We start from the raw sequence: 20,558 nt of genomic DNA, 5'->3' as shown, positions 1-20,558 counted from the left end.
TTGTCCTCAAAATCTCCGTTCTCGATCAGGTCGGTGCCGACCCAAGAGGGAAGCGTCTCATCCATATTCCTACACCCATAGATTGTCCCGGCACATAGCCACTGGTTTTGTCCCAGCCTGTCAAACAACATCTCCCAAGAGGAGAGTTTTGACCAGACCGCACCGGGCCTGACACGACAAACGTGAACCTTGCGCACGCCTGCCCGCCAAATCGGCGCGGGCGGCACAAAATTTGCGATACTGGCAAAACGCCCAACGGATATGCCAGTATGGCGTCAAAGGGACACACATGATGACCAATCAGGGACCAGCCGTTTCCGGCCAGGCCACCCGACATACCTTGCCAGAGCGCAAGCTGTTCGCCGCGCTGGCACAGGCGCGGGCGACATTCATCCAAATCGGTCTGTTCAGTTGGTTTACAAACCTCCTGATGCTGACTGGCCCCCTGTACATGCTGCAGGTCTATGACCGCGTGCTCAATTCACAATCTGTCCCGACGCTGGCCGCACTTACCCTGTTGATGCTGGTGCTCTACACGGCGTGGGGCGCGCTCGAATGGATCCGGACCAGCCTGTTCAATGCCATAGCATCCCGCTTCGAGGCCTCGTTGGGAAACCTTTCGGCTGATGCTGCCCTCGACCTGAGCGTTTCCCATCCCGGCAAGGCTACCGACCGGCCGCTGCGGGACTTGCGGCTGATCAGGCGCTTTATCGCCAGCCCGGCTCTGACGGCATTGTTTGATGCGCCCTGGAGCCCGATATTTCTGATCGTCCTATTCCTGCTCCATCCGCTGTTCGGCTTGTGGGCGTTGTTCGGGGCTGTGGTCCTGTTCGGGCTGAGTGTCCTGAACCAGGTCCTGTCGTCCAAACTGCTGGAAGAGAACGCCACGCTGGAGCGGCTTGCGCGCCAAAGGGCAGGAGAAATGGTCAGGAGTGTTGAGGTCATAGACGCACTTGGCATGCGCGAACAGGTAAAGGCGCGCTGGAGGCAAGTATTCGATGCATCCGATTCAAGCCTGTTCAGCTCTCGCAACCGCTTGAGTGGCTTTGCTGCCCTCACAAAGGCTTTCCGGCTTTTCCTGCAATCCGCAATCCTTGGCATCGGCGCCTTGCTTGTAATAACCAGTTCCGATGGCTCTTCCACGCCCGGAGAAATGATCGCCGCGTCGATCCTGATGGGCCGCGCGATTGCCCCCATTGAGCAAATAGTCGGTCAATGGCAGTCGATCATATCCGCCCGCAGCGCCTGGCAAGCACTTTCAATGGCCCTGAGCCGCGCCGCACCTGATATGCAGTCAATGGCCCTGCCGCCCCTGAAAGGGCACGTTTCGATCGACGCACTGCATGCTGGCCCGCCCGGGGCGGCCTTTCCCGTGCTCCGGAACCTGTCCTTTTCGCTTTCGCCAGGCGATGTTCTGGGCGTGCTCGGCCCCAGCGCAGCCGGCAAGTCCACACTGGCCAAGCTTTTGACAGGGATCTGGCCGGCATCGCACGGCGTGATCCGCCTGGACGGTGCCGACATTGCGACACTCGACCCGGTCCGTCGCGGCCAGCAAACAGGATATCTGCCGCAGCAAACCGACCTGCTGTCGGGCACAGTCCGTGACAATATCTGCCGATTTGATCCCCATGCCCCGGCCGATGCCATTCTGTCCGCTGCGCACGCCGCCGCATGCCACGAACTGATCCTGTCCCTGCCGGATGGCTATGATACCGATGTCGGCGAAGGGGGCACATATTTGTCCGCAGGACAGCGCCAGCGGATCGGACTCGCAAGAGCCCTCTACAACGCTCCAGCTCTGGTCATCCTGGATGAGCCCAATTCGAATCTGGACACGGCTGGCGAAGCCGCTTTGCAAGAAGCAATCGCCGGACTGAAGGCACGCCAGGCGACCACAATCATTGTGGCCCATCGGCCAGCCCTTTTGCGACAGTGCACCAAATTGCTTCTTTTGGAGGCCGGAGAGATAAAACTGTTCGGACCGAAAGATGAAGTCCTGCGTGAGATTTCTTCGCGCCAGCCGGGCCTGAAAGTACGTACAATCGGCACACGGGGAGAGTCCCATGGCTGATGTCCTGCCGTCTCCTCCAGACCGTGACGTTCTGGCCCGGCGAGCTGCCGTGCGATCCGCCCGCACCGGTTGGCTAATCGTGGGTCTTGTGTTCGGCGGTCTCGCCTACTGGTCAATTTTTGCTCCGTTTGAGGGCGCAGTCCTGAGCCGGGGGCAGATTACTGTCGAAAGCAATCAGCAAGCCGTGCAGCATCTGGAAGGCGGGATAGTGAAAGCCATCCATGTCAGTGAAGCTGACAGTGTCACGCAGGGGCAGGTCCTGATTTCCCTCGACGGCACGGTTGTAGAAGCAGCCACCCGGGCTACTGAATCGCAACTGATTGATTTGCTGGCCACAGAGGCCCGGTTGGTAGCAGAGCGAGACGGAGGCAACACGCTGACGCTCCGCCACGGCTTCTCTGTGCTCCACGACACACCTCAAATGTCGTCTGCGCTGGACTTGCAAACATCCCTCTTCCGCACACGGCGGGCTTCATGGAAAACGCAGAGCGAAATTCTGGACCAGCGCGTCCGGCAATTGCAGGCGCAAATTGAGGGTATGCAGCGTCAAACGGCGGCCCTGGAAGATCAGCACAGCTTGCTTGACGATGAGATCGTCCGCTTTGAGGCCTTGGTCAGTCAGGGAAATGCTAGCGTGGTTCGCGTTCTGGCGTTGAAACGCGAACGCGCACGCCTAGTGGGCGCGATTCAGTCACTTGGCTCTGACATTGCCGCGACACAGGTACGGATCGGAGAGACGCGCAACGAACTGATCGGACTGTCCCAGCAAAGAACAGAACAAATTCTGTCACATCTGACGGAGACGCAGAAGAATATCGACGTGCTGTCAGAGCAATTTAACGCCGACCTGAACAGGCAAAAAAGACTGGTCATCCGCGCGCCCCGCAGCGGACGAGTGATTGGCGTGCGAGCCCATACTGTCGGGGGTGTGATAGTGGCCTCTGATCCTCTCATGTTCATCGTTCCCGAAGGCGACCGCCTGGTTGCGAAAGTCCAGGTCAGGCCGTCCGATATTGATCGCGTGTCCGTAGGCCAGAAAGCCATCCTCCGATTTCCGGCATTCGACCAGTCGGAGACGCCTAAAGTCGTCGGTCAGATTGCCCAACTGTCTGCTGATGCCAAAACAGACCCGGTGACCGGCGCCAGCTTTTTCGAGGCAGTTATCACCTTGTCGGGAGAGTCCGGTCCGGCTCTGGACTTGCTTCCTGGAATGCCTGTCGAGGCCAGCTTGAAAACAGAGAGCCGGAATGTACTGTCGTACTTGGTCAAACCTCTGTCAGACTCCCTGTCCCACGTCTTCCGGGAATAGACTACGACCGCTGGACTCACCTGTCTTGCACCTGAAACCTGGAAAATCCTCCAATCGGAAGGATTGGTGCCGCCCGACAAACACATTGTAAAATGAAAAGAAAAAACCCCGGACGTTTCCGTCCGGGGTTTTTTGTAATTCTGTCAGGTAAACCCGGACTTAGTCGTCCATTGCTTCCAGTTCTGCTTCGTGACGTGCGCGGTCAGCGGCGCCCTTGGCGCTCTCGTCGCGGTCGACCAGTTCCAGAACAGCAACCGGTGCATTGTCACCGTGGCGGAAGCCGGCTTTCAGAACGCGGGTGTAGCCACCATTGCGATCCTTGTAGCGCTCGCCCATCACGTCGAACAGCTTGCGGACAGCATCCTCATTGCGGACTTTCGCGAGGGCCTGGCGGCGAGCCGTCAGGTCACCCTTCTTGGCGAGGGTCACCAGCTTGTCCATGAGCGGAGCCATTTCCTTCGCCTTTGGAAGGGTGGTCACGATCTGCTCATGCTCGATGAGGCTGGCAGCCATGTTCGCGAACATCGCCTTGCGGTGCGATGTCGTCTTGTTCAGTTTACGGTATCCAAGGCGATGGCGCATTGTCGTGTTCCTTAAGGAGGTAGTCAGGCCCCCGATTACTCAGTGGGCTAGAGGTGGTCGTCGTATTTCTTGGCGAGGCCTTCGATGTCTTCCGGCGGCCAGTCCGGCACTTCCATGCCGAGGTGCAGGCCAAGACCGGCGAGGACTTCCTTGATCTCGTTCAGGGATTTGCGGCCGAAGTTCGGCGTGCGCAGCATCTCTGCTTCGGACTTCTGGATAAGGTCACCAATGTAAACAATGTTGTCGTTCTTCAGGCAGTTTGCCGAGCGAACAGACAGTTCAAGCTCATCGACTTTCTTGAGCAGGACCGGGTTGAAGCCGAGATCGGTTTCTTCGGTCTGCGTACCCGTATCAACGGTTGGCTCTTCGAAGTTGATGAACAGTTGCAGCTGGTCCTGCAGGATGCGTGCGGCATACGCAACAGCATCTTCCGGCGTGACCGCGCCATCGGTTTCGATGTCGAGGGTCAGCTTGTCATAGTCGAGGACCGTTCCCTCACGGGTATCTTCAACCTGATAACCCACGCGGCGGACCGGGCTGTAGATCGCGTCGATCGGAATATAGCCGATCGGAGCGTCTTCCGGACGGTGCGCCTCAGCCGGCACATAGCCCTTGCCGGTCGCAACGGTGAATTCCATGCGGACTTCAGCGCCATCATCAAGCGTACAGATCACGAGATCCGGGTTCAGGATTTTCGTATCGCCAGACGTTTCGATCTGACCAGCCTTCACTTCACCCGGGCCTTTTGCCTTCAGCACCATGCGCTTCGGCGTGTCGCTCTCCATGAAGATCGCAACCTGCTTCAGGTTCAGCACGATGGTCGTGACGTCTTCGCGAACACCCTGGATCGCGGAGAATTCGTGAACGACGTTGTCGATCTGAACGCCAATGATCGCAGCACCCTGGAGAGACGACAGCAGAACGCGACGCAGCGCGTTGCCGAGGGTCGTGCCATAGCCACGCTCAAGCGGCTCGATCACGAGCTTCGCCTTGCGCTTCGCATCGTATCCGGCCTGGACGACAGGACGGTTCGGACGGATCAGCACTTTCCAGTTACGGTCGTTGACGTTGGTGGCTTCAATGTCTGCCATGGGCGACGGATCCTCAGAAGTGAGACAGGCGGCGCGCAATTGCGCCGCCGGGAAAAAACGAACTAGACGCGGCGGCGCTTCGGCGGGCGGCATCCATTGTGCGGGATTGGCGTCGTGTCCTGGATCGCAGTGACGGTCAGGCCAGCAGCCTGAAGCGCACGCAGGGCGCTTTCACGGCCAGAACCTGGGCCACGCACGCTGACTTCAACAGTCTGCAGGCCATGTTCCATAGCCTTCTTCGCAGCATCCTCAGCCGCCATCTGAGCTGCGTAAGGGGTCGACTTGCGCGAACCCTTGAAGCCCATCATGCCGGAGGACGACCACGAGATCGTGTTGCCCTGGGCATCCGTGATGGTGACCATGGTGTTGTTGAAGCTGGAGTTCACGTGAACAACACCAGAGGTGATGTTCTTACGCTCTCTCTTGCGGACGCGGGTCGTTTCACGAGCCATTGAAGACTATCCCTATTTCTTCTTGCCGGCGATCGGCTTGGCCGGACCCTTGCGGGTGCGGGCGTTGGTGTGGGTACGCTGGCCACGAACCGGCAGTTTGCGACGGTGACGCAGGCCACGATAGGAACCGAGGTCCATGAGGCGCTTGATGTTCATCGACGTATCGCGGCGAAGGTCACCCTCAACCAGATAGTCAGCATCGATGGTTTCACGGATCTTGATGACTTCAGCGTCCGTCAGATCGCTCACCCGGCGGGTCGAATCGACGCCGACCTTCTCGATGATTTCGCGAGCCATGGCGGGACCGATGCCATGAATGTACCGCAGCGCGATTTCAACGCGCTTGTTGGTCGGAATATTTACGCCTGCAATACGGGCCAAGGCCGGTTCTCCTCAAGCGGACTGTTCAAAACATAAAGAGCGCGCCAAGCCGGAAAAGGTCCGTCCTGCGCGCCGGCGATTAAGCCTAAAGCTAAGAAAACAGGCTTATAGCGATGGAAATTAACGCGTCAACCGCGGAATCCCAGCTTTAAGCCGTCTCTTTCAGGGCCGCGTCGATTGCGGCAGCAACCGCCTCGATAGAACCCATTCCGTCGACTTCTACAAGGATGCCACGTTCGGCATAAATCGGCACCAATGGCGCGGTATCCTCATAGTATTTTTCGAGCCGTTTCGAGAACGTCTCGGGATTGTCATCCTTGCGGCCCTGTTCCTCGAACCGCTTGGTGACACGGGCCAGCAGCTTGTCGTCATCGACAAGGATGCGGACCACGCGATTGACAGCATTGCCACGCGATTCCAGCAGGCGGTCCAGGGCGTCTGCCTGGCCGACTGTGCGCGGAAAACCGTCAAAGATGAAGCCAGGCGCACCGGCCTGGACTTCGAGTTGTTCATCAATCAGGGCGATCACGATCTCATCGGAGACCAGGCCACCCTCATCCATGATCTTGGCAACCTTTTCCCCGAGCTCCGATCCGGAGGCACGTGCTGCGCGAAGCATATCTCCGGTAGACAGCTGGACGAAGCCGCGCTCCTCCACCAGTCGCTTCGCCTGCGTGCCCTTCCCGGCCGCTGGCGGCCCGAACAGAATTAGGTTCATCTCTTACGACCCCCGAGTTTCGACTTCTTGATCATGCCCTCATACTGGTGCGCGATCAAATGCGACTGAATTTGCGTAACTGTATCCATCGTAACAGACACAACGATCAGAAGAGAAGTACCGCCGATATAGAAAGGTATCTCTGGGAAATATCGCCGCAGGAGTTCAGGAAGGATACAAACGAACATCAGGTACAGCGCACCAATGGTCGTCAGTCGGGTCAAAACATAGTCGATATAGGCCGCCGTGTTCGATCCTGGGCGGATACCGGGGATGAATCCGCCATACTTGCGCAGATTGTCCGCCGTCTCCTCAGGATTGAACATGATGGAGGTGTAGAAGAAGGCAAAGAAGATCACCATCGCGCCATAGGACACGATATAGGTCCATGAGCCCGGCGCGAAATTCGTCGCCAGCCAGCCCAGAACGCCGCTCATGGCGCCCGTTGCCTCGGCATCAGCCGGGTTGCCACCCAGGAAGCCGACGGCCGTCAGTGGCAGCATCAGGATCGCAGAGGCGAAGATGGGCGGGATAACACCGGACGTGTTGATCTTCAGCGGCAGGAAGCTCTTCTGGCCCTGTGCCACGCCATGTGCCTGCTGGCGCTTCGGATACTGGATCAGCAGACGACGCTGCGAGCGCTCCATGAACACGATGAACACGACGAGCGCGATCACCATGGCGGCAATCGCCACGACAAAGGCCACGTTCACAGACGTTGTGCGGGCTTGGGAGATCAGGTTGAAGATCGCCTTCGGCATTTCCGCGATGATGCCGGCAAAAATGATCAGCGAGATGCCGTTACCAATGCCGCGCGCGGTGATCTGCTCACCCATCCACATCAGCAGCATGGTGCCGCCGGTCAGCGTCACGACGCCGGTCAGGATGAAGAACCAGGACGAGATGCCGTCAATGCGGAACCCGGCAAGGCCGCCTGCGATGGCAAAAGACTGAACCAGAGCAAAGCCAAGGGTCAGGTAGCGCGTGTACTGGTTGATCTGCTTGCGGCCCGATTCGCCTTCCTTCTTCAGCTTTTCAAGCGTCGGAGACGTGGCGGTCAGCATCTGGATGATGATCGAGGCCGTGATGTAAGGCATCACGTTCAGGGCGAAGACGCCCATACGCTCCACCGCGCCACCGGCAAACATGTTCATGTTGCCGAGCAGGCCGCCAGACTGGCTTTCGAAGTATTGGGCGTATTGGGACGGGTCGAGCCCCGGAAGCGGAATGAAAGTTCCGAGACGATAGAGTAGCAGGATCCCGAGGGTAAACAGGATCCGGCTCTGCAGGTCCTTGGCTTTGGCAAAGCTCCGGAAATTCATGTTCCGAGCCATTTGTTCAGCAGCGTTCGCCATGGGCCGCTTGACCTCCCTGAAAAAGCGTTCGCCGCCTAAATCGGCGGCGAAACAGTATTTGTGAAGGGGTTACCGGTAAAAACCGCCGATTATTCGTCAGCAGCGTCTTTTGCCGGGCCCGTGACGGTCACCTTGCCGCCAGCCTTCTCAACAGCTTCGATAGCCGCCTTTGAAGCACCTGTCACAGTGATATTCAGATTCTTAGGTGCGTCACCTTTGGCCAGCAGACGCACGCCATCGCGCACATTGCGAACCAGACCAGCGGCCACCAGAGACTCTTCAGTCACATTCTTGGCGTCCAGCTTGCCGGCGTCGATCGCCTTGCCCAGACGGCTGAGGTTTACCCAGGCGTGTGTCTTGGAATTGCGTGCGGTGAAGCCGCGCTTTGGCAGACGCATGTAGATCGGCATCTGGCCGCCCTCGAAGCCGTTTACGGCAACGCCGGAACGGGACTTCTGGCCTTTGACACCGCGACCAGCCGTCTTGCCCTTGCCAGAGCCGACGCCGCGGCCAACGCGCATGCGGTTCTTTGTTGAGCCCTCAGCGGGAGACAGTTCGTTCAGTTTCATCGGTCAATCTTTCGATATCGTGCGGCTGCAGATGGCGGCGATTACTCGCCAACCACCTCAACCAGGTGAGCCACCTTGCGGATCATGCCCCGCACGGCTGGCGTATCTTCGAGTTCCTTGGTGCGGCCGACCTTGTTGAGGCCGAGACCCATCAGGGTTTGACGCTGCGCAGGCTTGCGGCCGATTGGGCTGCCAGTCTGGCGGACAGTGAGTTTGCTCTTGGCCATTCTCGTGCCCTTCCCTAGTTCGTCGCGTCAGCCATGCCGGCTTCGGACGCGCCATCATTGCGGCGGCCGACGACATCCTGAACCTTCAGGCCACGCTTGGACGCAACGGTCCGCGGGCTGTTCTGCTCTTTAAGCGCGTCAAAGGTCGCACGTACCATGTTGTACGGGTTGGAGGAACCGATCGACTTGCCGACCACGTCCTGCACACCCAGCACTTCCATGACGGCACGCATCGGACCACCTGCGATCACGCCGGTACCGGGAGGGGCTGCACGCAGCACCACCTTGCCTGCGCCGTGACGGCCTTTGCCGTCGTGATGCAGGGTACGGCCTTCACGAAGCGGAACGCGAACCATGTTGCGCTTGGCTTCTTCGGTTGCCTTGCGGATCGCCTCAGGAACTTCGCGGGCCTTGCCCTTGCCGAAACCTGCGCGGCCCTTCTGGTCACCAACGACGACCAGAGCTGCAAAGCCGAAATTCTTACCGCCTTTAACCGTCTTCGCGACGCGGTTGATACCAACCAGCTTGTCGACGATGTCAGACTGCTCCTCGTCGCGATCGCGATTCCGGCGGCCTCTTCCTCTTTCTTCAGCCATAGGGCCTCTCCTTAGAATTTGAGACCGCCCTCACGGGCGGCGTCTGCCAGGGCTTTCACCCGGCCGTGGAACATGTAACCGCCGCGATCGAAGATCACGTCCTCGACACCAGCCTGCTTCGCACGCTCTGCGAGCGCCTTGCCGACCAGTGCAGCCGCTGCGGTGTCACCACCGGTCTTGGCCGAACCGAGCACGTCCTTCTCCAGCGTCGACGCGGAAGCGAGCGTGATGCCCTTCTCGTCATCGATGATCTGGGCGGAGATATTCTTGTGGCTGCGCGCAACCGACAGGCGCGGACGGCCTGCAGCGACCTTCCGGAGCTTGGTACGAACGCGCTGGGCGCGGCGCAGCATCTTATCGCGTGAGCTTTTCATGGGCTTACTTCTTCTTGCCTTCCTTACGGCGGACATATTCGCCCTGATAACGGATACCCTTGCCTTTGTACGGCTCAGGCGGACGGAATTCGCGGATCTTCGCAGCCGTCTGACCGACAGCCTGCTTGTCAGCGCCGGAGACGATCACTTCGGTCGGCTTCGGAGCTTCCAGCTTGATGCCTTCAGGCGCCTTGAAGATGACGTCATGCGAGAAACCGAGCGACAGTTTCAGGTCCGTGCCCTGCATCTGGGCACGATAACCGACCCCGACCAGTTCCAGAGTCTTCGAATAACCGTTCGACACGCCTTCGACGATGTTCGCGGCGCGGGCACGTGCGGTGCCCCACTGCGTACGGGCGCGGGCGTCCAGGGCTTCAGCGAAGGTTGGCAGACGGCGACCACGAGCCTTTTCAGCCTCGATGCGGTCGTTTGCAGCCTGAACCAGGTCTTCGCGCGGCGAGACGGACAGCTCGTTGTTTTCGAGCTTCGGCGTGATCAGCTCGGACAGGACGAGAGACATCTCACCCTTGGAGCCTTTGGCCTTGATCGTCTGGCCTTCGACCGTGACGGTCGTGCCATTCGGGATTTCGATCGGGAGTTTACCAATACGTGACATGATAGCTCTCCTAGAATACGCGGCAGAGCACTTCGCCGCCCACATTCTCGCTGCGGGCCGCATTGTCAGACATCACGCCTTTCGAAGTCGAAAGGATCGAAATGCCCAGACCATTGCGCACCAGCGGAATGTCGGAGACAGAAGAGTACACTCGGCGACCCGGCTTGGAGACACGTTTGATCTCCGAGATTACCGGCTGGCCTTCATAGTACTTCAGCTCGATTTCAATATTCTTGTGGCCGTCTTTCTCGACTTCGGTAAAGCCGCGGATGAAGCCCTCGTCGATGAGGACTTCCAGCACGCGGATGCGAAGCTTGGAAGACGGGGTGACAACCTTTGACATGCCGCGCATCTGAGCGTTACGGATGCGGGTCAGCATATCACCGAGGGGATCAGAAATGTTCATCTTTGATATCCTCCTCTCTTACCAGCTGGACTTCACGAGACCGGGGATCTGACCGTTTGAGCCAAGCTCACGCAGCGCGATCCGCGACATCTTAAGTTTGCGATAGTAACCACGCGGACGCCCGGTCACTTCACAGCGATTACGAACCCGGTTTGGAGCCGAGTTGCGCGGAAGTTCAGCCAGCTTGAGGCGAGCCTTGAAACGCTCTTCCAGCGGAAGATCCTCGTTCATGGCGACGGCCTTCAGCTCAGCACGCTTCGCAGCGTACTTGTCTACAAGCTTCTGACGCTTCTTGTTCTTCTCGATTGCGCTCTTCTTTGCCATATCAGCAGATCTCCTGGCGCTAGTTCCGGAACGGGAAGCCACACTCGGCGAGGAGTGCCTTGGCTTCTTCGTTGGTTTCAGCCGTAGTACAGACAATGATGTCCATACCGCGAACATCTTCCACCTGATCGTAATTGATCTCCGGGAAAACGATGTGCTCTTTGAGGCCCATTGCGTAGTTGCCCATGCCGTCAAAGCTTTTTCCGTTCAGTCCACGGAAGTCTTTCACGCGTGGCAGCGCAATATTGGTGAGGCGATCAAGGAATTCGTACATGCGCTCACGGCGCAGCGTAACTTTCGCACCGACCAGCATGCCTTCGCGCAGCTTGAAGCCGGCGATGGATTTGCGTGCCTTGGTGGCGACAGGCTTCTGGCCCGCGATCAGCTCCAGCTCAGCCAGGGCCGACTTGATCTTCTTGGAGTCAGCAACAGCTTCGCCGACACCCATGTTGATCACGACCTTGTCCAGCTTCGGAACCTTCATCGGGTTCGAATACTTGAACTGCTCCTGAAGTTTCGCGCGGATTTCCTCGCGGTACTTCTTCTTGAGACGGGGTTCATATGCATCAGACATCGATGGACTCCCCTGAGCGTTTGGCGAAGCGTGTCTTGCGACCATGCTCATCCGTTTTGAAACCAACACGCACCGGCTTGCCGTCACGCGGGTCTGCGTGGGCCACGTTGGAAACGTGGATCGGTGCTTCGAAAGACTTCAGACCGCCGGGATCCATCTGGCTCGGCTTCTGGTGCTTCTTGACGACGTTCACACCGCGGACGACGACGCGATTGTCATCGACCAGCACCTTCAGGACTTCGCCCTTGGTACCTTTGTCGCGGCCAGCGATCACGACAACCGTGTCGCCTTTTTTGATCTTAGCAGCCATCTTACAAGACCTCCGGGGCCATGTTCGCGATCTTGACCTGGTTCTTGCCGCGAAGTTCGCGCGGAACCGGACCAAACACGCGGGTACCGATCGGCTCACCATTGTTATTGATGAGTACGGCAGCGTTTGTGTCGAAACGGATGGTCGTGCCATCCGGGCGGTTGATGTCTTTTGCCACGCGAACGACGACAGCCTTGCGGACGTCACCCTTCTTCACGCGGCCGGTCGGAATTGCTTCCTTCACGGACACCACGATCACGTCACCGACGGACGCATACCGGCGTCCCGCACCACCCAGCACCTTGATGCACTGGACGCGGCGCGCGCCGGAATTGTCGGCGACGCGAAGGTTTGATTGCATCTGGATCATGCGTCACCTTCCCCGCCGGTCACAAGTTCCCAGCGTTTCAGTTTGGAGTGTGGAACACACTCCTGGATCGTTACGGTTTGACCCTCGACAGCGGCGTTTGCCTCATCGTGGGCGTGATACTTCTTCGAGCGACGAACGATCTTTTTCATCACCGGGTGGGTGAAGGTCCGTTCGACGCGGACGATTGCGGTCTTGTTCTGTTTGGCGGAGACCACGACGCCTTCCATAATACGCTTTGGCATGATCGCTCTCCTACGCCTGACCTGCTTCGGCTTTCTCGCGAAGGATCGTCTTCACACGCGCGATGTCGCGGCGAACTTCCTTCACTCGGGCCGTTTTTTCCAGCTGGCCGGTGGCCGTCTGGAAACGCAGGTTGAACTGCTCTTTCTTCAGCTTGACGAGCTCATCCTTGAGCTGGTCGACGCTTTTCGTTCTTACATCCTGGGCTTTCATGATCAGATACCCTCGATCCGCTTGACGACTTTCGTCTTGATCGGAAGCTTCGCAGCGCCGAGACGCAGGGCCTCGCGAGCGATTTCCTCAGACACGCCGTCGATTTCGAACAGGATGCGGCCAGGGGCAACGCGCGCGACCCAACGGTCGACGGAGCCTTTACCCTTACCCATCCGGACTTCAATCGGCTTGGCAGACACTGGCAGGTCCGGGAATACACGGATCCACACTTTGCCCTGACGCTTCATGTGACGCGTGACAGCCCGGCGGGTTGCCTCGATCTGGCGAGCGGTGACCCGCTCCGGCTCAAGAGCCTTCAGGCCGAACTCGCCGAACGCCAGGGACGTGCCGCCCTTGGAGTTGCCCCGGATCTGGCCCTTGAAGGCCTTACGGAATTTGGTTCGCTTCGGTTGACGCATCTCTTACGCTCCGGCGGCTTGCGCACCGGTGGCCGGTCCGCGCTGGTTTGCATTGGCACGGGCACGGGACTGGCCGGAAGATTCCTGACGCTTGTCCTGAGCCATCGGGTCGTGCTCCATGATCTCGCCTTTGTAGACCCAGACCTTGATCCCGATGATGCCGTAGGTGGTTTCGGCTTCTGCGGTGCCGTAATCGATGTCGGCGCGCAGCGTGTGCAGCGGAACAGAGCCCTCTGCATATTTTTCGGTACGTGCGATCTCTGCACCGCCCAGACGGCCGGATACCATGATCTTCACACCGTCAGCGCCCAGACGCATTGCGGACTGGATGGCGCGCTTCATGGTACGGCGGAACGAGGCGCGGCGCTCGAGCTGGCGAGCAATGTCGTCAGCGATCAGCGTTGCGTCGATTTCCGGCTTGCGGATTTCGACCAGGTTCACGCGAACTTCGTCCTCGGTCATCTTGGACAGCACTTTGCGCAGGGCTTCGATGTCGCCGCCCTTCTTGCCGATCACGAGACCCGGACGTGCCGTGTGGATCGTGATGAGGCATTTCTTGTGCGGACGTTCGATGATGATCTTCGAGATACCGGCTTGCTTGAGGCGCTTGCGGATTTCCTTGCGGATCGCGATGTCCTCATGCAGCAGGCGGCCATAGTCAGCCGTGTCTGCGTACCAGCGGCTGTCAGACGTCCGGTTGATGCCAAGACGCAGGCCGATCGGATTTACTTTCTGACCCATTATGCGGCCTCCGCTTCAACTGAGGTGTCACGCAGGATGATGGTCATCTGCGCAAATGGCTTCTGGATGCGAGCAGCGCGGCCACGTGCACGGGCACGGATGCGCTTCATCACGAGGTTCTTGCCGACATGGGCTTCCGCAACGACGAGGCTGTCGATGTCGAGGCCGTGATTGTTCTCGGCGTTCGCGATGGCGCTTTGCAGCAGCTTGCGGACATCCTGGGCAGGACGCTTCGGCGAGAACTGCAGCTGGGCCAGTGCGCGCTCGACCGGAAGGCCGCGGATCTGCTGGGCCAGCAGGTTCAGCTTCTGCGGGCTGGAACGGTACATGCGCAGAACAGCGCGGGACTCGTTGGACGCCTGCTTCGGAGGATTCTTGGCTTTAGCCATGACTACTTCCTCTTCGCTTTCTTGTCCGCACCGTGGCCATAGTAGGTCCGCGTCGGCGCGAACTCGCCGAACTTGTGACCGACCATTTCCTCGGAAACGGAAACCGGGATGAATTTGTTGCCATTGTGGACCTGGAAGTTCAGGCCGACAAAGTTAGGCAGGATCGTCGAACGGCGCGACCAGGTCTTGATCACGACGCGCTTTTCAGAGGCGCGCGCTTCTTCTGCTTTCTTGAGCAGATAGCCGTCTACGAACGGGCCTTTCCAGACAGAACGTGGCATGTCTTGCGGCTCCTCTTAGCGTTTCGCGTTGCGGCGACGGATGATCAGGCGATCCGTTGCCTTGTTGTTACGGGTCTTGGGACCGCGTGTTTTCTTACCCCATGGCGTGACCGGGTGACGTCCACCGGACGACTTGCCCTCACCACCACCGTGCGGGTGATCGACCGGGTTCATGACAACACCCCGAACCGATGGGCGCTTGCCGAGGTGACGCTTGCGGCCAGCCTTGGAGAGAACCTGGTTCATGTTGTCCGGGTTGGACACGGCACCGACAGTTGCCAGGCAGCTGTCCATCACCATGCGGAGCTCGCCGGAGGTCAGCTTGATCTGGGCGTAACCACCGTCACGGCCAACCAGCTGAGCGTAGGTACCGGCAGAGCGAACCATCTGCGCGCCCTTCTGGGGCTTCAGCTCGATGTTGTGAATGATCGTACCAACCGGGATGTTCTTCAGCGGAAGCGTGTTGCCCGGCTTGATGTCAGCAGTCTTGGACGTGATCACCGTGTCACCCACTTCAAGGCGCTGTGGCGCGATGATGTAGGAGAGCTGGCCGTCTTCGTACTTGATCAGCGCGATGAAAGCCGTGCGGTTCGGATCGTATTCCAGGCGCTCGACAGTCGCCGGCACGTCCCAGCGGTTACGCTTGAAGTCGACCTTGCGGTACAGCTTCTTCGCGCCGCCACCGATGCGGCGAGCCGTGATGCGGCCCTTGTTGTTGCGTCCACCGGACTTGGTCAGACCTTCGGTCAGCGCCTTGACGGGCTTGCCCTTGTGAAGGTCGGACTTGTCCACCAGCACCAGCTGGCGGCGTCCTGGGGAAGTCGGATTGAAAGTCTTCAGTGCCATGTTTCTCGTCCTTCTCCCCTAGAGGCCCGTCGTGATGTCGACGGACTGGCCCTCGGCGAGCGTCACGATGGCTTTTTTCATGTCGTTGCGACGACCTTCATAGCCACGGAAACGCTTCGTCTTGCCCTTCTGGAGCAGGGTGTTGATCTTGGTTACTTCGACCTTGAAGAGCGCTTCGACAGCCTCTTTGATCGCTTTCTTGTCAGCGTCGATCGCCACTTCGAAGACAATCTTGTTGTCTTCAGCCACCAGAGTGGATTTCTCGGTGATCAGCGGGCGACGGATGACGTCGTAGTGATGTTCTTTGATGTCGGCCATGATTACTTAGCCTCCTTCGCGCCGTCGAAACGGGCCTTGATGCCTTCGGCCGCTTCCTTGGTGATGACGAGCTTCTTGCGGCGCAGGATGTCATAGACATTCAGGCCGGCGACAGGCAGCACGTCGACGTTCGGGATATTGCGAGCCGCCTTGGCGAAGTTTGCGTCCACGGTCGAACCGGAGATGATCAGCGCGTTCTCGATGCCGAGACCGGCGAACTGGCCAGCCAGTTCTTTCGTCTTTGGTGCGGACAGGACAGCTTCGTCCAGAACGATGATCGCATCATCCTTTGCCTTGGAAGACAGGGCGTGTGCGAGCGCCATCTTGCGGACCTTTTTAGGAAGGTCGTGAGCGTGGCTGCGGACTTTTGGTCCGTGCGCAACAGAACCACCAACAAAGATTGGCGCGTTCTTGGAGCCGTGACGTGCGCCGCCGGAACCTTTCTGGCGGATGTACTTCTTCGTCGTGACGGAGACTTCACCGCGGGTCTGGGTCTTGTGCGTGCCAGCCTGGCGCTTTGCCAGCTGCCAGCGGACCGTGCGCTGCAGGATGTCACCACGGATCTCTTCGATGCCGAAGATGGCATCATCGACCGTGATGTTTCCAGCCGCCTTGCCGGCGAGGGTTTTGACTGCGAGTTCCATTATTCAGCACCCTCTTCAGTTGCTTCAGCCGCCGGAGCGTCTGCTGCGCCCGGAGCCTTGAAGGAGCCAGCTGCCGGAGCGTCTGCCGGAAGAGCTTTCTTCACAGCGTCGCGAACTTCGACATAGCTGCCGTCATGGCCTGGGACAGCGCCCTTGACCAGGATCAGGCCGCGATCAACGTCGGTGCGAACCACTTCAAGGTTCTGCGTGGTGACACGCTCGACGCCGTAATGACCGGCCATTTTCTTGTTCTTGAACACGCGGCCCGGATCCTGGTTCATACCAGTCGAACCGTGTGAACGGTGAGAGATGGACACACCGTGGGAAGCGCGCAGACCACCGAAGTTCCAGCGCTTCATCGCACCCGCGAAACCCTTACCGATCGTGATGCCGGCGATGTCGACTTTCTGACCCGGAACGAAATGGTCAGCCAGGACCTCGGAGCCGACTTCCGGCAGGTCGCCGGATACGCGGAATTCCTTGAGCTTGCGCTTCGGCGCAACACCGGCTTTCGCGAACTGGCCGCGCAGCGCCTTCGTGGTGCGCTTCGCCTTCTTTTCGCCAATGCCGAGAATAACAGCCTTGTAGCCGTCCGTGCGGGTGACGTCGCCACCCTTCTTGGTCTTCACGGCGCGCTCTTCTTCAGTGCGCACGCCTACAACCTGACAGCCATCAAGCGACAGGACGGTGACCGGCACGTGGCGGCCATTCTCGTCAAATACGCGTGTCATGCCAACCTTGCGGGCAAGCACGCCGGAACGGGGTGCTGGCAGAGCCATTAGCGGCCTCCCTCAAGTTTGATTTCGATGCCAACGCCGGACGACAGGTCGAGCTTCATCAGCGCGTCCACGGTCTGCGGGGTTGGGTCTACAATGTCGAGGATCCGCTTGTGGGTGCGGATTTCAAACTGCTCGCGCGACTTTTTGTCGATATGAGGAGAGCGGTTAACGGTGAAGCGCTCGATACGGGTCGGGAGCGGGATCGGACCTTTGACCTCAGCGCCGGTGCGCTTGGCCGTGCTCACAATCTCTTTCGCCGACATGTCGAGGGCGCGGTGATCGAAGGCCTTTAGCCTGATCCGGATATTCTGTCGTTCCATCGTCTCGGTCCGTCCGCACAAAACACGTTAGCCCCAACGAGGCCAACCTTGGCCCAGGGCGTTACGTGGGATTAATTGTCTGTTTCGAGGGAGCGTTCGCTATGTAAAGCGCTGCCATCCCGGCGAAGTCGGGGGTTTATGGGATCGGCGAGCGCCCGTCAACTGAGTCGTGACGCTTTTATGCAGAAAGAGTCACAGGCCCACGACGCCGGATATTCCCCCGGAATGGCGCCTGAAAGACTATGCGATCTGTGCCAGCGCCTCGCACACATCATCGGGCGCTGTGTGAATCAGGTTCAGCGCATGTCCCGGCAGGATCTTCAGGTCCACATTTTCCCGATGCCCCAGCAGGGCCTGCACATGCTCCGTCGAGATCACCGTGTCTTCCCCGGCTTTCAGCCAGGTCAGCGGAATCGTGACCGAATCCAGATCCGCGCGCCAGTCGGCCATCACCGTCGAGCCGTCGCGGGTCCAGGCCTCTGTCCCCTGCTCCACGGCGTGATAAAGGCCCTCAGACAGCACTTCTCGCAAGATCGGGTCGTCCAGTGTTTCCAGATCGCTGGGTGAGCGCGCAAACTGCTTCTTCAGAAACGCTGTCGTTCCGCGGCGTCGATAGACAGGCAGGCCGACAGACAGCGCCATCTTCATGACCGAAGGCGCATGACGCGACGCGGCTGCCGCAAAGCGGCTCATCGGGTTCATACCGGGGAGATGGGTCTCTTCGTCGAACGGGATCGTCCCGCCCACGACCAACATGCCGCCCAGCCGGTCGCCGAGGGCTTTCGCGATGCGGAACCCATGCGGCGCGCCGCCATGATGGGCGCACAGGCTGATCCGGGTGTGGCCGAGATGATAAAGCAGGGCGAGCGCGTCGCGTACCACAGTCTGATCATGGCTGTCGCGCGTCCGGCTTGGGCTCGTATAGCCAAAACACGGCCGGGACGGCGCCATCAGGCAAATATCTGCCTGCCGCAATCGGCGCAGGAAATCCGGCGTGAAGAACGGCCCCTGCATGTAGCCATGTACGAACAGGACGGGGCGGCTGCCGGATCCGATCCTGTACCATGCCAGTTGTCGGCCATCCGGCAGGTTCAGGAAGGACATGCCGCGCGTCGGCGTCACCCAGGTTTCCGCGCTTTGGGTCGGCGCTTCGCTCGGCAATTGCCGCATCAGGAACGCAATGCTGGCGCATAGCTGCACCACGTCGGACATGCGCGCACAGCCCGTCTTCCGAAGAATACTCTTTGACTGGCCCTTGATGGTTTCCAGCGCCCGCCCTCTTTTACCGGCAATCTCCTTCTGGCTGAGATTGCCCAGATACCCTTCGAGGATTTCCGTCTCGCTCGCGGTCAGCCCAAATGCGGCCCGCAATCTCGCCATCAGTTCCGTCGACCAGTGGATATACGACAGCGACACCTGAACGATGTCGTTCAAATCCTTCGGCCTCTGGATCAGTGCGAGGCAGGCCCGGGAACGATCCGCCTCCATGTCAGACTCGACATCGGTCAGGACGATGCGATCCTGGGTCTGGGGCTGGTTGGTCCGTTTGGCCTGACGGATCATCGCGATGGCCATACTGTCCAGGGGCAAATCATCCAGTCGGCACGGAAAGGTCTGCCCGGTCAGCTGCGCCGCCGAATCGTTGCCGGTCACCAACCCTGTCCGCGCGGACACTTCCAGCACGGCATGGAAACTGTCGGCCCCCGCGACCTCCCGGCGAGAGGCCTCTTCAATCAGCGCGCTGATCCGCTCGCGATGGGATTCCAGCTTGGCGTCATCCCCGGAATGGCGCGGCACATCCTCGGCCAGCTGGCCGTTGCCGTCTTCGTCTCCGAAGAAATAGGCCATGGCCGCATCCAGGAAAGCGTCAAACCGGTCGGCTTCACTCGGCACCTCATACGCTGCGCCGAGCATTTCGAAATAGCGATGCGTGTGGGACATAAAACTCCGAATGCGCGCGGCATGGGGATCTTGTCTCCATATTAACCAGGCTGCGGCCTGCGACAAGCGCCATGTTTCGGCCTTGTTTTACAGAATACCCCCCCAAGGGGGCATGCGGTAAATTGGCGGTCGCGTTTAAGCAGAACCCTGATCGCAGGTCTGGGTGGGGGGACGCATGCAATCCATTGCGTTCGAGGGACATTCAAGACCGCATCAAGGGGGCGGGGCTTCACACACCCTGCCCTCACACACACCAGCTACCCTGGTCCCATCCCAATAGCGCCCGCGTCTCGGCGGCATCGTGTTCAAACACACGGCGCAGATAGTCTCGGTCATCCTGGCTCATCCGGTCATTGTCCGGCGCGGCATTCAGCCGGTCGGCGACCTCAAAGCGATGCGGGGTAAGGTTCAGGAAGTGGCACACCTGATCCAGCTGGGACTGCGGCGCATCTGCCAAATCCTCACTGCGGAGAAACAATAGCTGGTCGTCGGAAAACAACCGGCGCAATTCCCGGATCTGTGGCGCATAATAACTGCGCGCCAGATAGGAGCGTTCACGATCCTGCCGAGGCAATGCCCTGCGCGCCCGCTCCCGCTCCTGCCGGATCGCTTCCGGATAGGGCATCGTCTCGCGCCCGAGTCGGCAATCCATCCGGTAATGGCTCCAGGCCCGTTCGACCGGGTCACGCAGAATGATAATCACCTGAATCAGCGGGTTATAGGTCCACACCCGTTCCAGAGCCCCATTCCACCAGGTTATGATCGGTGTCGCTTCGCCCAGAACACATCCGTCGCGCCAGGCTTTCCAGTCGAACTGGCGATGATACAGCCAGTAATCGAGTTTCGTAATGCCGGTCGGCGGACGCTTGTCGAAGAAATGCGGCTCCTTCTTCTTTGCCATGCAGATATCCGGATGCTGGCGAAGATAGGAATCGAGCGATGTGGTGCCGGCTTTCTGAACGCCTGCAATGAGGAAGTCGATGCGCTGAGTCATGCACTCGTATTAGCGAGCAGCTCTTGCAGCAATTTGGCGGATATCTCTGGAAGTGTCGCAGAATGTTGCAGATTTCCCGCCCCCCAAGAAAAAAGGCCGCCCCGGATG

Annotated in this window: 31 protein-coding genes; 2 read left to right on the top strand and 29 right to left on the bottom strand. The window is 59.3% G+C overall.

Features of this window, described 5'->3' with window-relative positions:
- Positions 1-292 precede the first annotated feature (292 nt).
- Positions 293-2,071 carry a type I secretion system permease/ATPase gene (locus HY36_RS09550; protein WP_162175978.1) on the top strand — a complete coding sequence of 593 codons (1,779 nt, stop codon included), beginning with the start codon at positions 293-295 and terminating at the stop codon, positions 2,069-2,071.
- Entirely contained in the window at positions 2,064-3,380 is a 1,317-nt protein-coding gene (locus HY36_RS09545; protein ID WP_051602672.1) for an HlyD family type I secretion periplasmic adaptor subunit, read from the top strand. The genes HY36_RS09550 and HY36_RS09545 overlap by 8 nt, the downstream gene beginning before the upstream one ends.
- Before the next feature lie 159 nt (positions 3,381-3,539).
- Here the strand turns inward: HY36_RS09545 and rplQ are convergent, their stop codons facing one another.
- From rplQ to HY36_RS09400, 29 genes are all read right to left on the bottom strand, one after another.
- Positions 3,540-3,962 carry a 50S ribosomal protein L17 gene (rplQ, locus tag HY36_RS09540; protein WP_035551818.1) on the bottom strand — a complete coding sequence of 141 codons (423 nt, stop codon included), beginning with the start codon at positions 3,960-3,962 and terminating at the stop codon, positions 3,540-3,542.
- Between the two features lie 47 nt (positions 3,963-4,009).
- Positions 4,010-5,053 carry a DNA-directed RNA polymerase subunit alpha gene (locus HY36_RS09535; protein ID WP_035551816.1) on the bottom strand — a complete coding sequence of 348 codons (1,044 nt, stop codon included), beginning with the start codon at positions 5,051-5,053 and terminating at the stop codon, positions 4,010-4,012.
- A 62-nt stretch (positions 5,054-5,115) separates the two neighbouring features.
- Positions 5,116-5,505: a 30S ribosomal protein S11 gene (rpsK, locus tag HY36_RS09530; RefSeq protein ID WP_035551814.1), complete on the bottom strand. Its 390-nt coding sequence runs from the start codon at positions 5,503-5,505 to the stop codon at positions 5,116-5,118.
- A 12-nt stretch (positions 5,506-5,517) separates the two neighbouring features.
- Positions 5,518-5,886, bottom strand: coding sequence for a 30S ribosomal protein S13 (gene rpsM / locus HY36_RS09525; RefSeq protein ID WP_035551812.1), 369 nt, complete (start codon positions 5,884-5,886; stop codon positions 5,518-5,520).
- Between the two features lie 148 nt (positions 5,887-6,034).
- A complete protein-coding gene (locus HY36_RS09520; RefSeq protein WP_035551810.1) occupies positions 6,035-6,604 on the bottom strand; it encodes an adenylate kinase in 570 nt (189 codons plus the stop codon).
- A complete protein-coding gene (gene secY, locus HY36_RS09515) occupies positions 6,601-7,959 on the bottom strand; it encodes a preprotein translocase subunit SecY (RefSeq protein WP_035551804.1) in 1,359 nt (452 codons plus the stop codon). Before secY ends, HY36_RS09520 begins: the two co-directional genes overlap by 4 nt.
- A gap of 89 nt (positions 7,960-8,048) precedes the next feature.
- The gene (gene rplO / locus HY36_RS09510) at positions 8,049-8,528 is read right to left on the bottom strand and encodes a 50S ribosomal protein L15 (protein WP_035551802.1); all 480 of its coding nucleotides are present in this window, start codon (positions 8,526-8,528) and stop codon (positions 8,049-8,051) included.
- A gap of 41 nt (positions 8,529-8,569) precedes the next feature.
- A complete protein-coding gene (rpmD, locus tag HY36_RS09505; protein ID WP_035551799.1) occupies positions 8,570-8,755 on the bottom strand; it encodes a 50S ribosomal protein L30 in 186 nt (61 codons plus the stop codon).
- 14 nt (positions 8,756-8,769) lie between these two features.
- Positions 8,770-9,351 carry a 30S ribosomal protein S5 gene (rpsE, locus tag HY36_RS09500; RefSeq protein WP_027836766.1) on the bottom strand — a complete coding sequence of 194 codons (582 nt, stop codon included), beginning with the start codon at positions 9,349-9,351 and terminating at the stop codon, positions 8,770-8,772.
- An 11-nt stretch (positions 9,352-9,362) separates the two neighbouring features.
- Positions 9,363-9,725 carry a 50S ribosomal protein L18 gene (gene rplR, locus HY36_RS09495; RefSeq protein ID WP_035551796.1) on the bottom strand — a complete coding sequence of 121 codons (363 nt, stop codon included), beginning with the start codon at positions 9,723-9,725 and terminating at the stop codon, positions 9,363-9,365.
- A 4-nt stretch (positions 9,726-9,729) separates the two neighbouring features.
- A complete protein-coding gene (gene rplF / locus HY36_RS09490; RefSeq protein ID WP_035551793.1) occupies positions 9,730-10,341 on the bottom strand; it encodes a 50S ribosomal protein L6 in 612 nt (203 codons plus the stop codon).
- A 10-nt stretch (positions 10,342-10,351) separates the two neighbouring features.
- Positions 10,352-10,747: a 30S ribosomal protein S8 gene (rpsH, locus tag HY36_RS09485; RefSeq protein WP_035551790.1), complete on the bottom strand. Its 396-nt coding sequence runs from the start codon at positions 10,745-10,747 to the stop codon at positions 10,352-10,354.
- An 18-nt stretch (positions 10,748-10,765) separates the two neighbouring features.
- Entirely contained in the window at positions 10,766-11,071 is a 306-nt protein-coding gene (gene rpsN / locus HY36_RS09480; RefSeq protein ID WP_035551788.1) for a 30S ribosomal protein S14, read from the bottom strand.
- Positions 11,072-11,090: 19 nt separating this feature from the next.
- Positions 11,091-11,645, bottom strand: a complete 555-nt coding sequence (rplE, locus tag HY36_RS09475) for a 50S ribosomal protein L5 (RefSeq protein ID WP_035551785.1) — start codon at positions 11,643-11,645, stop codon at positions 11,091-11,093.
- The gene (rplX, locus tag HY36_RS09470; RefSeq protein WP_035551783.1) at positions 11,638-11,955 is read right to left on the bottom strand and encodes a 50S ribosomal protein L24; all 318 of its coding nucleotides are present in this window, start codon (positions 11,953-11,955) and stop codon (positions 11,638-11,640) included. The genes rplE and rplX overlap by 8 nt, the downstream gene beginning before the upstream one ends.
- 1 nt (position 11,956) lies before the next feature.
- Complete coding sequence (gene rplN, locus HY36_RS09465; protein WP_027836773.1) at positions 11,957-12,325, bottom strand: 50S ribosomal protein L14; 369 nt, start codon at positions 12,323-12,325, stop codon at positions 11,957-11,959.
- Positions 12,322-12,567, bottom strand: coding sequence for a 30S ribosomal protein S17 (rpsQ, locus tag HY36_RS09460; RefSeq protein ID WP_035551780.1), 246 nt, complete (start codon positions 12,565-12,567; stop codon positions 12,322-12,324). Before rpsQ ends, rplN begins: the two co-directional genes overlap by 4 nt.
- 10 nt (positions 12,568-12,577) lie before the next feature.
- Positions 12,578-12,778, bottom strand: coding sequence for a 50S ribosomal protein L29 (gene rpmC, locus HY36_RS09455; RefSeq protein WP_035551777.1), 201 nt, complete (start codon positions 12,776-12,778; stop codon positions 12,578-12,580).
- A gap of 2 nt (positions 12,779-12,780) precedes the next feature.
- A complete protein-coding gene (gene rplP / locus HY36_RS09450; protein ID WP_027836776.1) occupies positions 12,781-13,197 on the bottom strand; it encodes a 50S ribosomal protein L16 in 417 nt (138 codons plus the stop codon).
- A gap of 3 nt (positions 13,198-13,200) precedes the next feature.
- Positions 13,201-13,938 carry a 30S ribosomal protein S3 gene (rpsC, locus tag HY36_RS09445; protein ID WP_035551773.1) on the bottom strand — a complete coding sequence of 246 codons (738 nt, stop codon included), beginning with the start codon at positions 13,936-13,938 and terminating at the stop codon, positions 13,201-13,203.
- The gene (gene rplV / locus HY36_RS09440; protein ID WP_035551771.1) at positions 13,938-14,327 is read right to left on the bottom strand and encodes a 50S ribosomal protein L22; all 390 of its coding nucleotides are present in this window, start codon (positions 14,325-14,327) and stop codon (positions 13,938-13,940) included. Before rplV ends, rpsC begins: the two co-directional genes overlap by 1 nt.
- 2 nt (positions 14,328-14,329) lie before the next feature.
- Positions 14,330-14,608 carry a 30S ribosomal protein S19 gene (gene rpsS, locus HY36_RS09435; protein ID WP_027836779.1) on the bottom strand — a complete coding sequence of 93 codons (279 nt, stop codon included), beginning with the start codon at positions 14,606-14,608 and terminating at the stop codon, positions 14,330-14,332.
- A gap of 15 nt (positions 14,609-14,623) precedes the next feature.
- Positions 14,624-15,454 carry a 50S ribosomal protein L2 gene (gene rplB / locus HY36_RS09430; protein ID WP_035551768.1) on the bottom strand — a complete coding sequence of 277 codons (831 nt, stop codon included), beginning with the start codon at positions 15,452-15,454 and terminating at the stop codon, positions 14,624-14,626.
- An 18-nt stretch (positions 15,455-15,472) separates the two neighbouring features.
- Positions 15,473-15,772 (bottom strand): 50S ribosomal protein L23, encoded by a 300-nt coding sequence (locus HY36_RS09425; RefSeq protein WP_035551766.1) that lies wholly within the window; start codon positions 15,770-15,772, stop codon positions 15,473-15,475.
- 2 nt (positions 15,773-15,774) lie between these two features.
- A complete protein-coding gene (rplD, locus tag HY36_RS09420; protein WP_035551754.1) occupies positions 15,775-16,416 on the bottom strand; it encodes a 50S ribosomal protein L4 in 642 nt (213 codons plus the stop codon).
- Entirely contained in the window at positions 16,416-17,195 is a 780-nt protein-coding gene (gene rplC, locus HY36_RS09415) for a 50S ribosomal protein L3 (protein WP_035551751.1), read from the bottom strand. The genes rplD and rplC overlap by 1 nt, the downstream gene beginning before the upstream one ends.
- Positions 17,195-17,515 (bottom strand): 30S ribosomal protein S10, encoded by a 321-nt coding sequence (gene rpsJ / locus HY36_RS09410; protein ID WP_027836784.1) that lies wholly within the window; start codon positions 17,513-17,515, stop codon positions 17,195-17,197. The genes rplC and rpsJ overlap by 1 nt, the downstream gene beginning before the upstream one ends.
- Before the next feature lie 240 nt (positions 17,516-17,755).
- On the bottom strand, positions 17,756-19,456 hold the full coding sequence (locus HY36_RS09405; RefSeq protein ID WP_035551747.1) for an alpha/beta fold hydrolase: 1,701 nt from the start codon (positions 19,454-19,456) through the stop codon (positions 17,756-17,758).
- Positions 19,457-19,700: 244 nt separating this feature from the next.
- The gene (locus HY36_RS09400) at positions 19,701-20,450 is read right to left on the bottom strand and encodes a sulfotransferase domain-containing protein (protein ID WP_035551744.1); all 750 of its coding nucleotides are present in this window, start codon (positions 20,448-20,450) and stop codon (positions 19,701-19,703) included.
- Positions 20,451-20,558 lie beyond the last annotated feature (108 nt).

It is taken from the genome of Hyphomonas atlantica corrig., assembly GCF_000682715.1.
Lineage (GTDB): Bacteria > Pseudomonadota > Alphaproteobacteria > Caulobacterales > Hyphomonadaceae > Hyphomonas > Hyphomonas atlantica.
This window is presented reverse-complemented; position numbering and strand designations above follow the sequence as displayed.

Coding starts and splice junctions, on each gene's coding strand:
- rpsK (WP_035551814.1), bottom strand. CDS start 5,505: ATGGCTCGTGAAACGACCCGCGTCCGCAAGAGAGAGCGTAAGAACATC.
- rpmD (WP_035551799.1), bottom strand. CDS start 8,755: ATGGCCAAGAGCAAACTCACTGTCCGCCAGACTGGCAGCCCAATCGGC.
- rpsE (WP_027836766.1), bottom strand. CDS start 9,351: ATGGCTGAAGAAAGAGGAAGAGGCCGCCGGAATCGCGATCGCGACGAG.
- rplD (WP_035551754.1), bottom strand. CDS start 16,416: ATGGAACTCGCAGTCAAAACCCTCGCCGGCAAGGCGGCTGGAAACATC.
- rplO (WP_035551802.1), bottom strand. CDS start 8,528: ATGAAACTGAACGAACTGTCTCCCGCTGAGGGCTCAACAAAGAACCGC.
- rplX (WP_035551783.1), bottom strand. CDS start 11,955: ATGGCTGCTAAGATCAAAAAAGGCGACACGGTTGTCGTGATCGCTGGC.
- rpsS (WP_027836779.1), bottom strand. CDS start 14,608: ATGCCACGTTCTGTCTGGAAAGGCCCGTTCGTAGACGGCTATCTGCTC.
- HY36_RS09400 (WP_035551744.1), bottom strand. CDS start 20,450: ATGACTCAGCGCATCGACTTCCTCATTGCAGGCGTTCAGAAAGCCGGC.
- HY36_RS09550 (WP_162175978.1), top strand. CDS start 293: ATGACCAATCAGGGACCAGCCGTTTCCGGCCAGGCCACCCGACATACC.
- rplN (WP_027836773.1), bottom strand. CDS start 12,325: ATGATCCAGATGCAATCAAACCTTCGCGTCGCCGACAATTCCGGCGCG.
- secY (WP_035551804.1), bottom strand. CDS start 7,959: ATGGCGAACGCTGCTGAACAAATGGCTCGGAACATGAATTTCCGGAGC.
- rplF (WP_035551793.1), bottom strand. CDS start 10,341: ATGTCACGTATTGGTAAACTCCCGATCGAAATCCCGAATGGCACGACC.
- rpsH (WP_035551790.1), bottom strand. CDS start 10,747: ATGAACATTTCTGATCCCCTCGGTGATATGCTGACCCGCATCCGTAAC.
- HY36_RS09520 (WP_035551810.1), bottom strand. CDS start 6,604: ATGAACCTAATTCTGTTCGGGCCGCCAGCGGCCGGGAAGGGCACGCAG.
- rplP (WP_027836776.1), bottom strand. CDS start 13,197: ATGCGTCAACCGAAGCGAACCAAATTCCGTAAGGCCTTCAAGGGCCAG.
- HY36_RS09535 (WP_035551816.1), bottom strand. CDS start 5,053: ATGGCAGACATTGAAGCCACCAACGTCAACGACCGTAACTGGAAAGTG.
- HY36_RS09545 (WP_051602672.1), top strand. CDS start 2,064: ATGGCTGATGTCCTGCCGTCTCCTCCAGACCGTGACGTTCTGGCCCGG.
- rpsQ (WP_035551780.1), bottom strand. CDS start 12,567: ATGCCAAAGCGTATTATGGAAGGCGTCGTGGTCTCCGCCAAACAGAAC.
- rplR (WP_035551796.1), bottom strand. CDS start 9,725: ATGAAAAGCTCACGCGATAAGATGCTGCGCCGCGCCCAGCGCGTTCGT.
- rplC (WP_035551751.1), bottom strand. CDS start 17,195: ATGGCTCTGCCAGCACCCCGTTCCGGCGTGCTTGCCCGCAAGGTTGGC.
- rpmC (WP_035551777.1), bottom strand. CDS start 12,778: ATGAAAGCCCAGGATGTAAGAACGAAAAGCGTCGACCAGCTCAAGGAT.
- rplB (WP_035551768.1), bottom strand. CDS start 15,454: ATGGCACTGAAGACTTTCAATCCGACTTCCCCAGGACGCCGCCAGCTG.
- HY36_RS09405 (WP_035551747.1), bottom strand. CDS start 19,456: ATGTCCCACACGCATCGCTATTTCGAAATGCTCGGCGCAGCGTATGAG.
- rpsJ (WP_027836784.1), bottom strand. CDS start 17,515: ATGGAACGACAGAATATCCGGATCAGGCTAAAGGCCTTCGATCACCGC.
- rplQ (WP_035551818.1), bottom strand. CDS start 3,962: ATGCGCCATCGCCTTGGATACCGTAAACTGAACAAGACGACATCGCAC.
- HY36_RS09425 (WP_035551766.1), bottom strand. CDS start 15,772: ATGGCCGACATCAAAGAACATCACTACGACGTCATCCGTCGCCCGCTG.
- rpsC (WP_035551773.1), bottom strand. CDS start 13,938: ATGGGTCAGAAAGTAAATCCGATCGGCCTGCGTCTTGGCATCAACCGG.
- rpsN (WP_035551788.1), bottom strand. CDS start 11,071: ATGGCAAAGAAGAGCGCAATCGAGAAGAACAAGAAGCGTCAGAAGCTT.
- rplE (WP_035551785.1), bottom strand. CDS start 11,645: ATGTCTGATGCATATGAACCCCGTCTCAAGAAGAAGTACCGCGAGGAA.
- rplV (WP_035551771.1), bottom strand. CDS start 14,327: ATGGCTAAAGCCAAGAATCCTCCGAAGCAGGCGTCCAACGAGTCCCGC.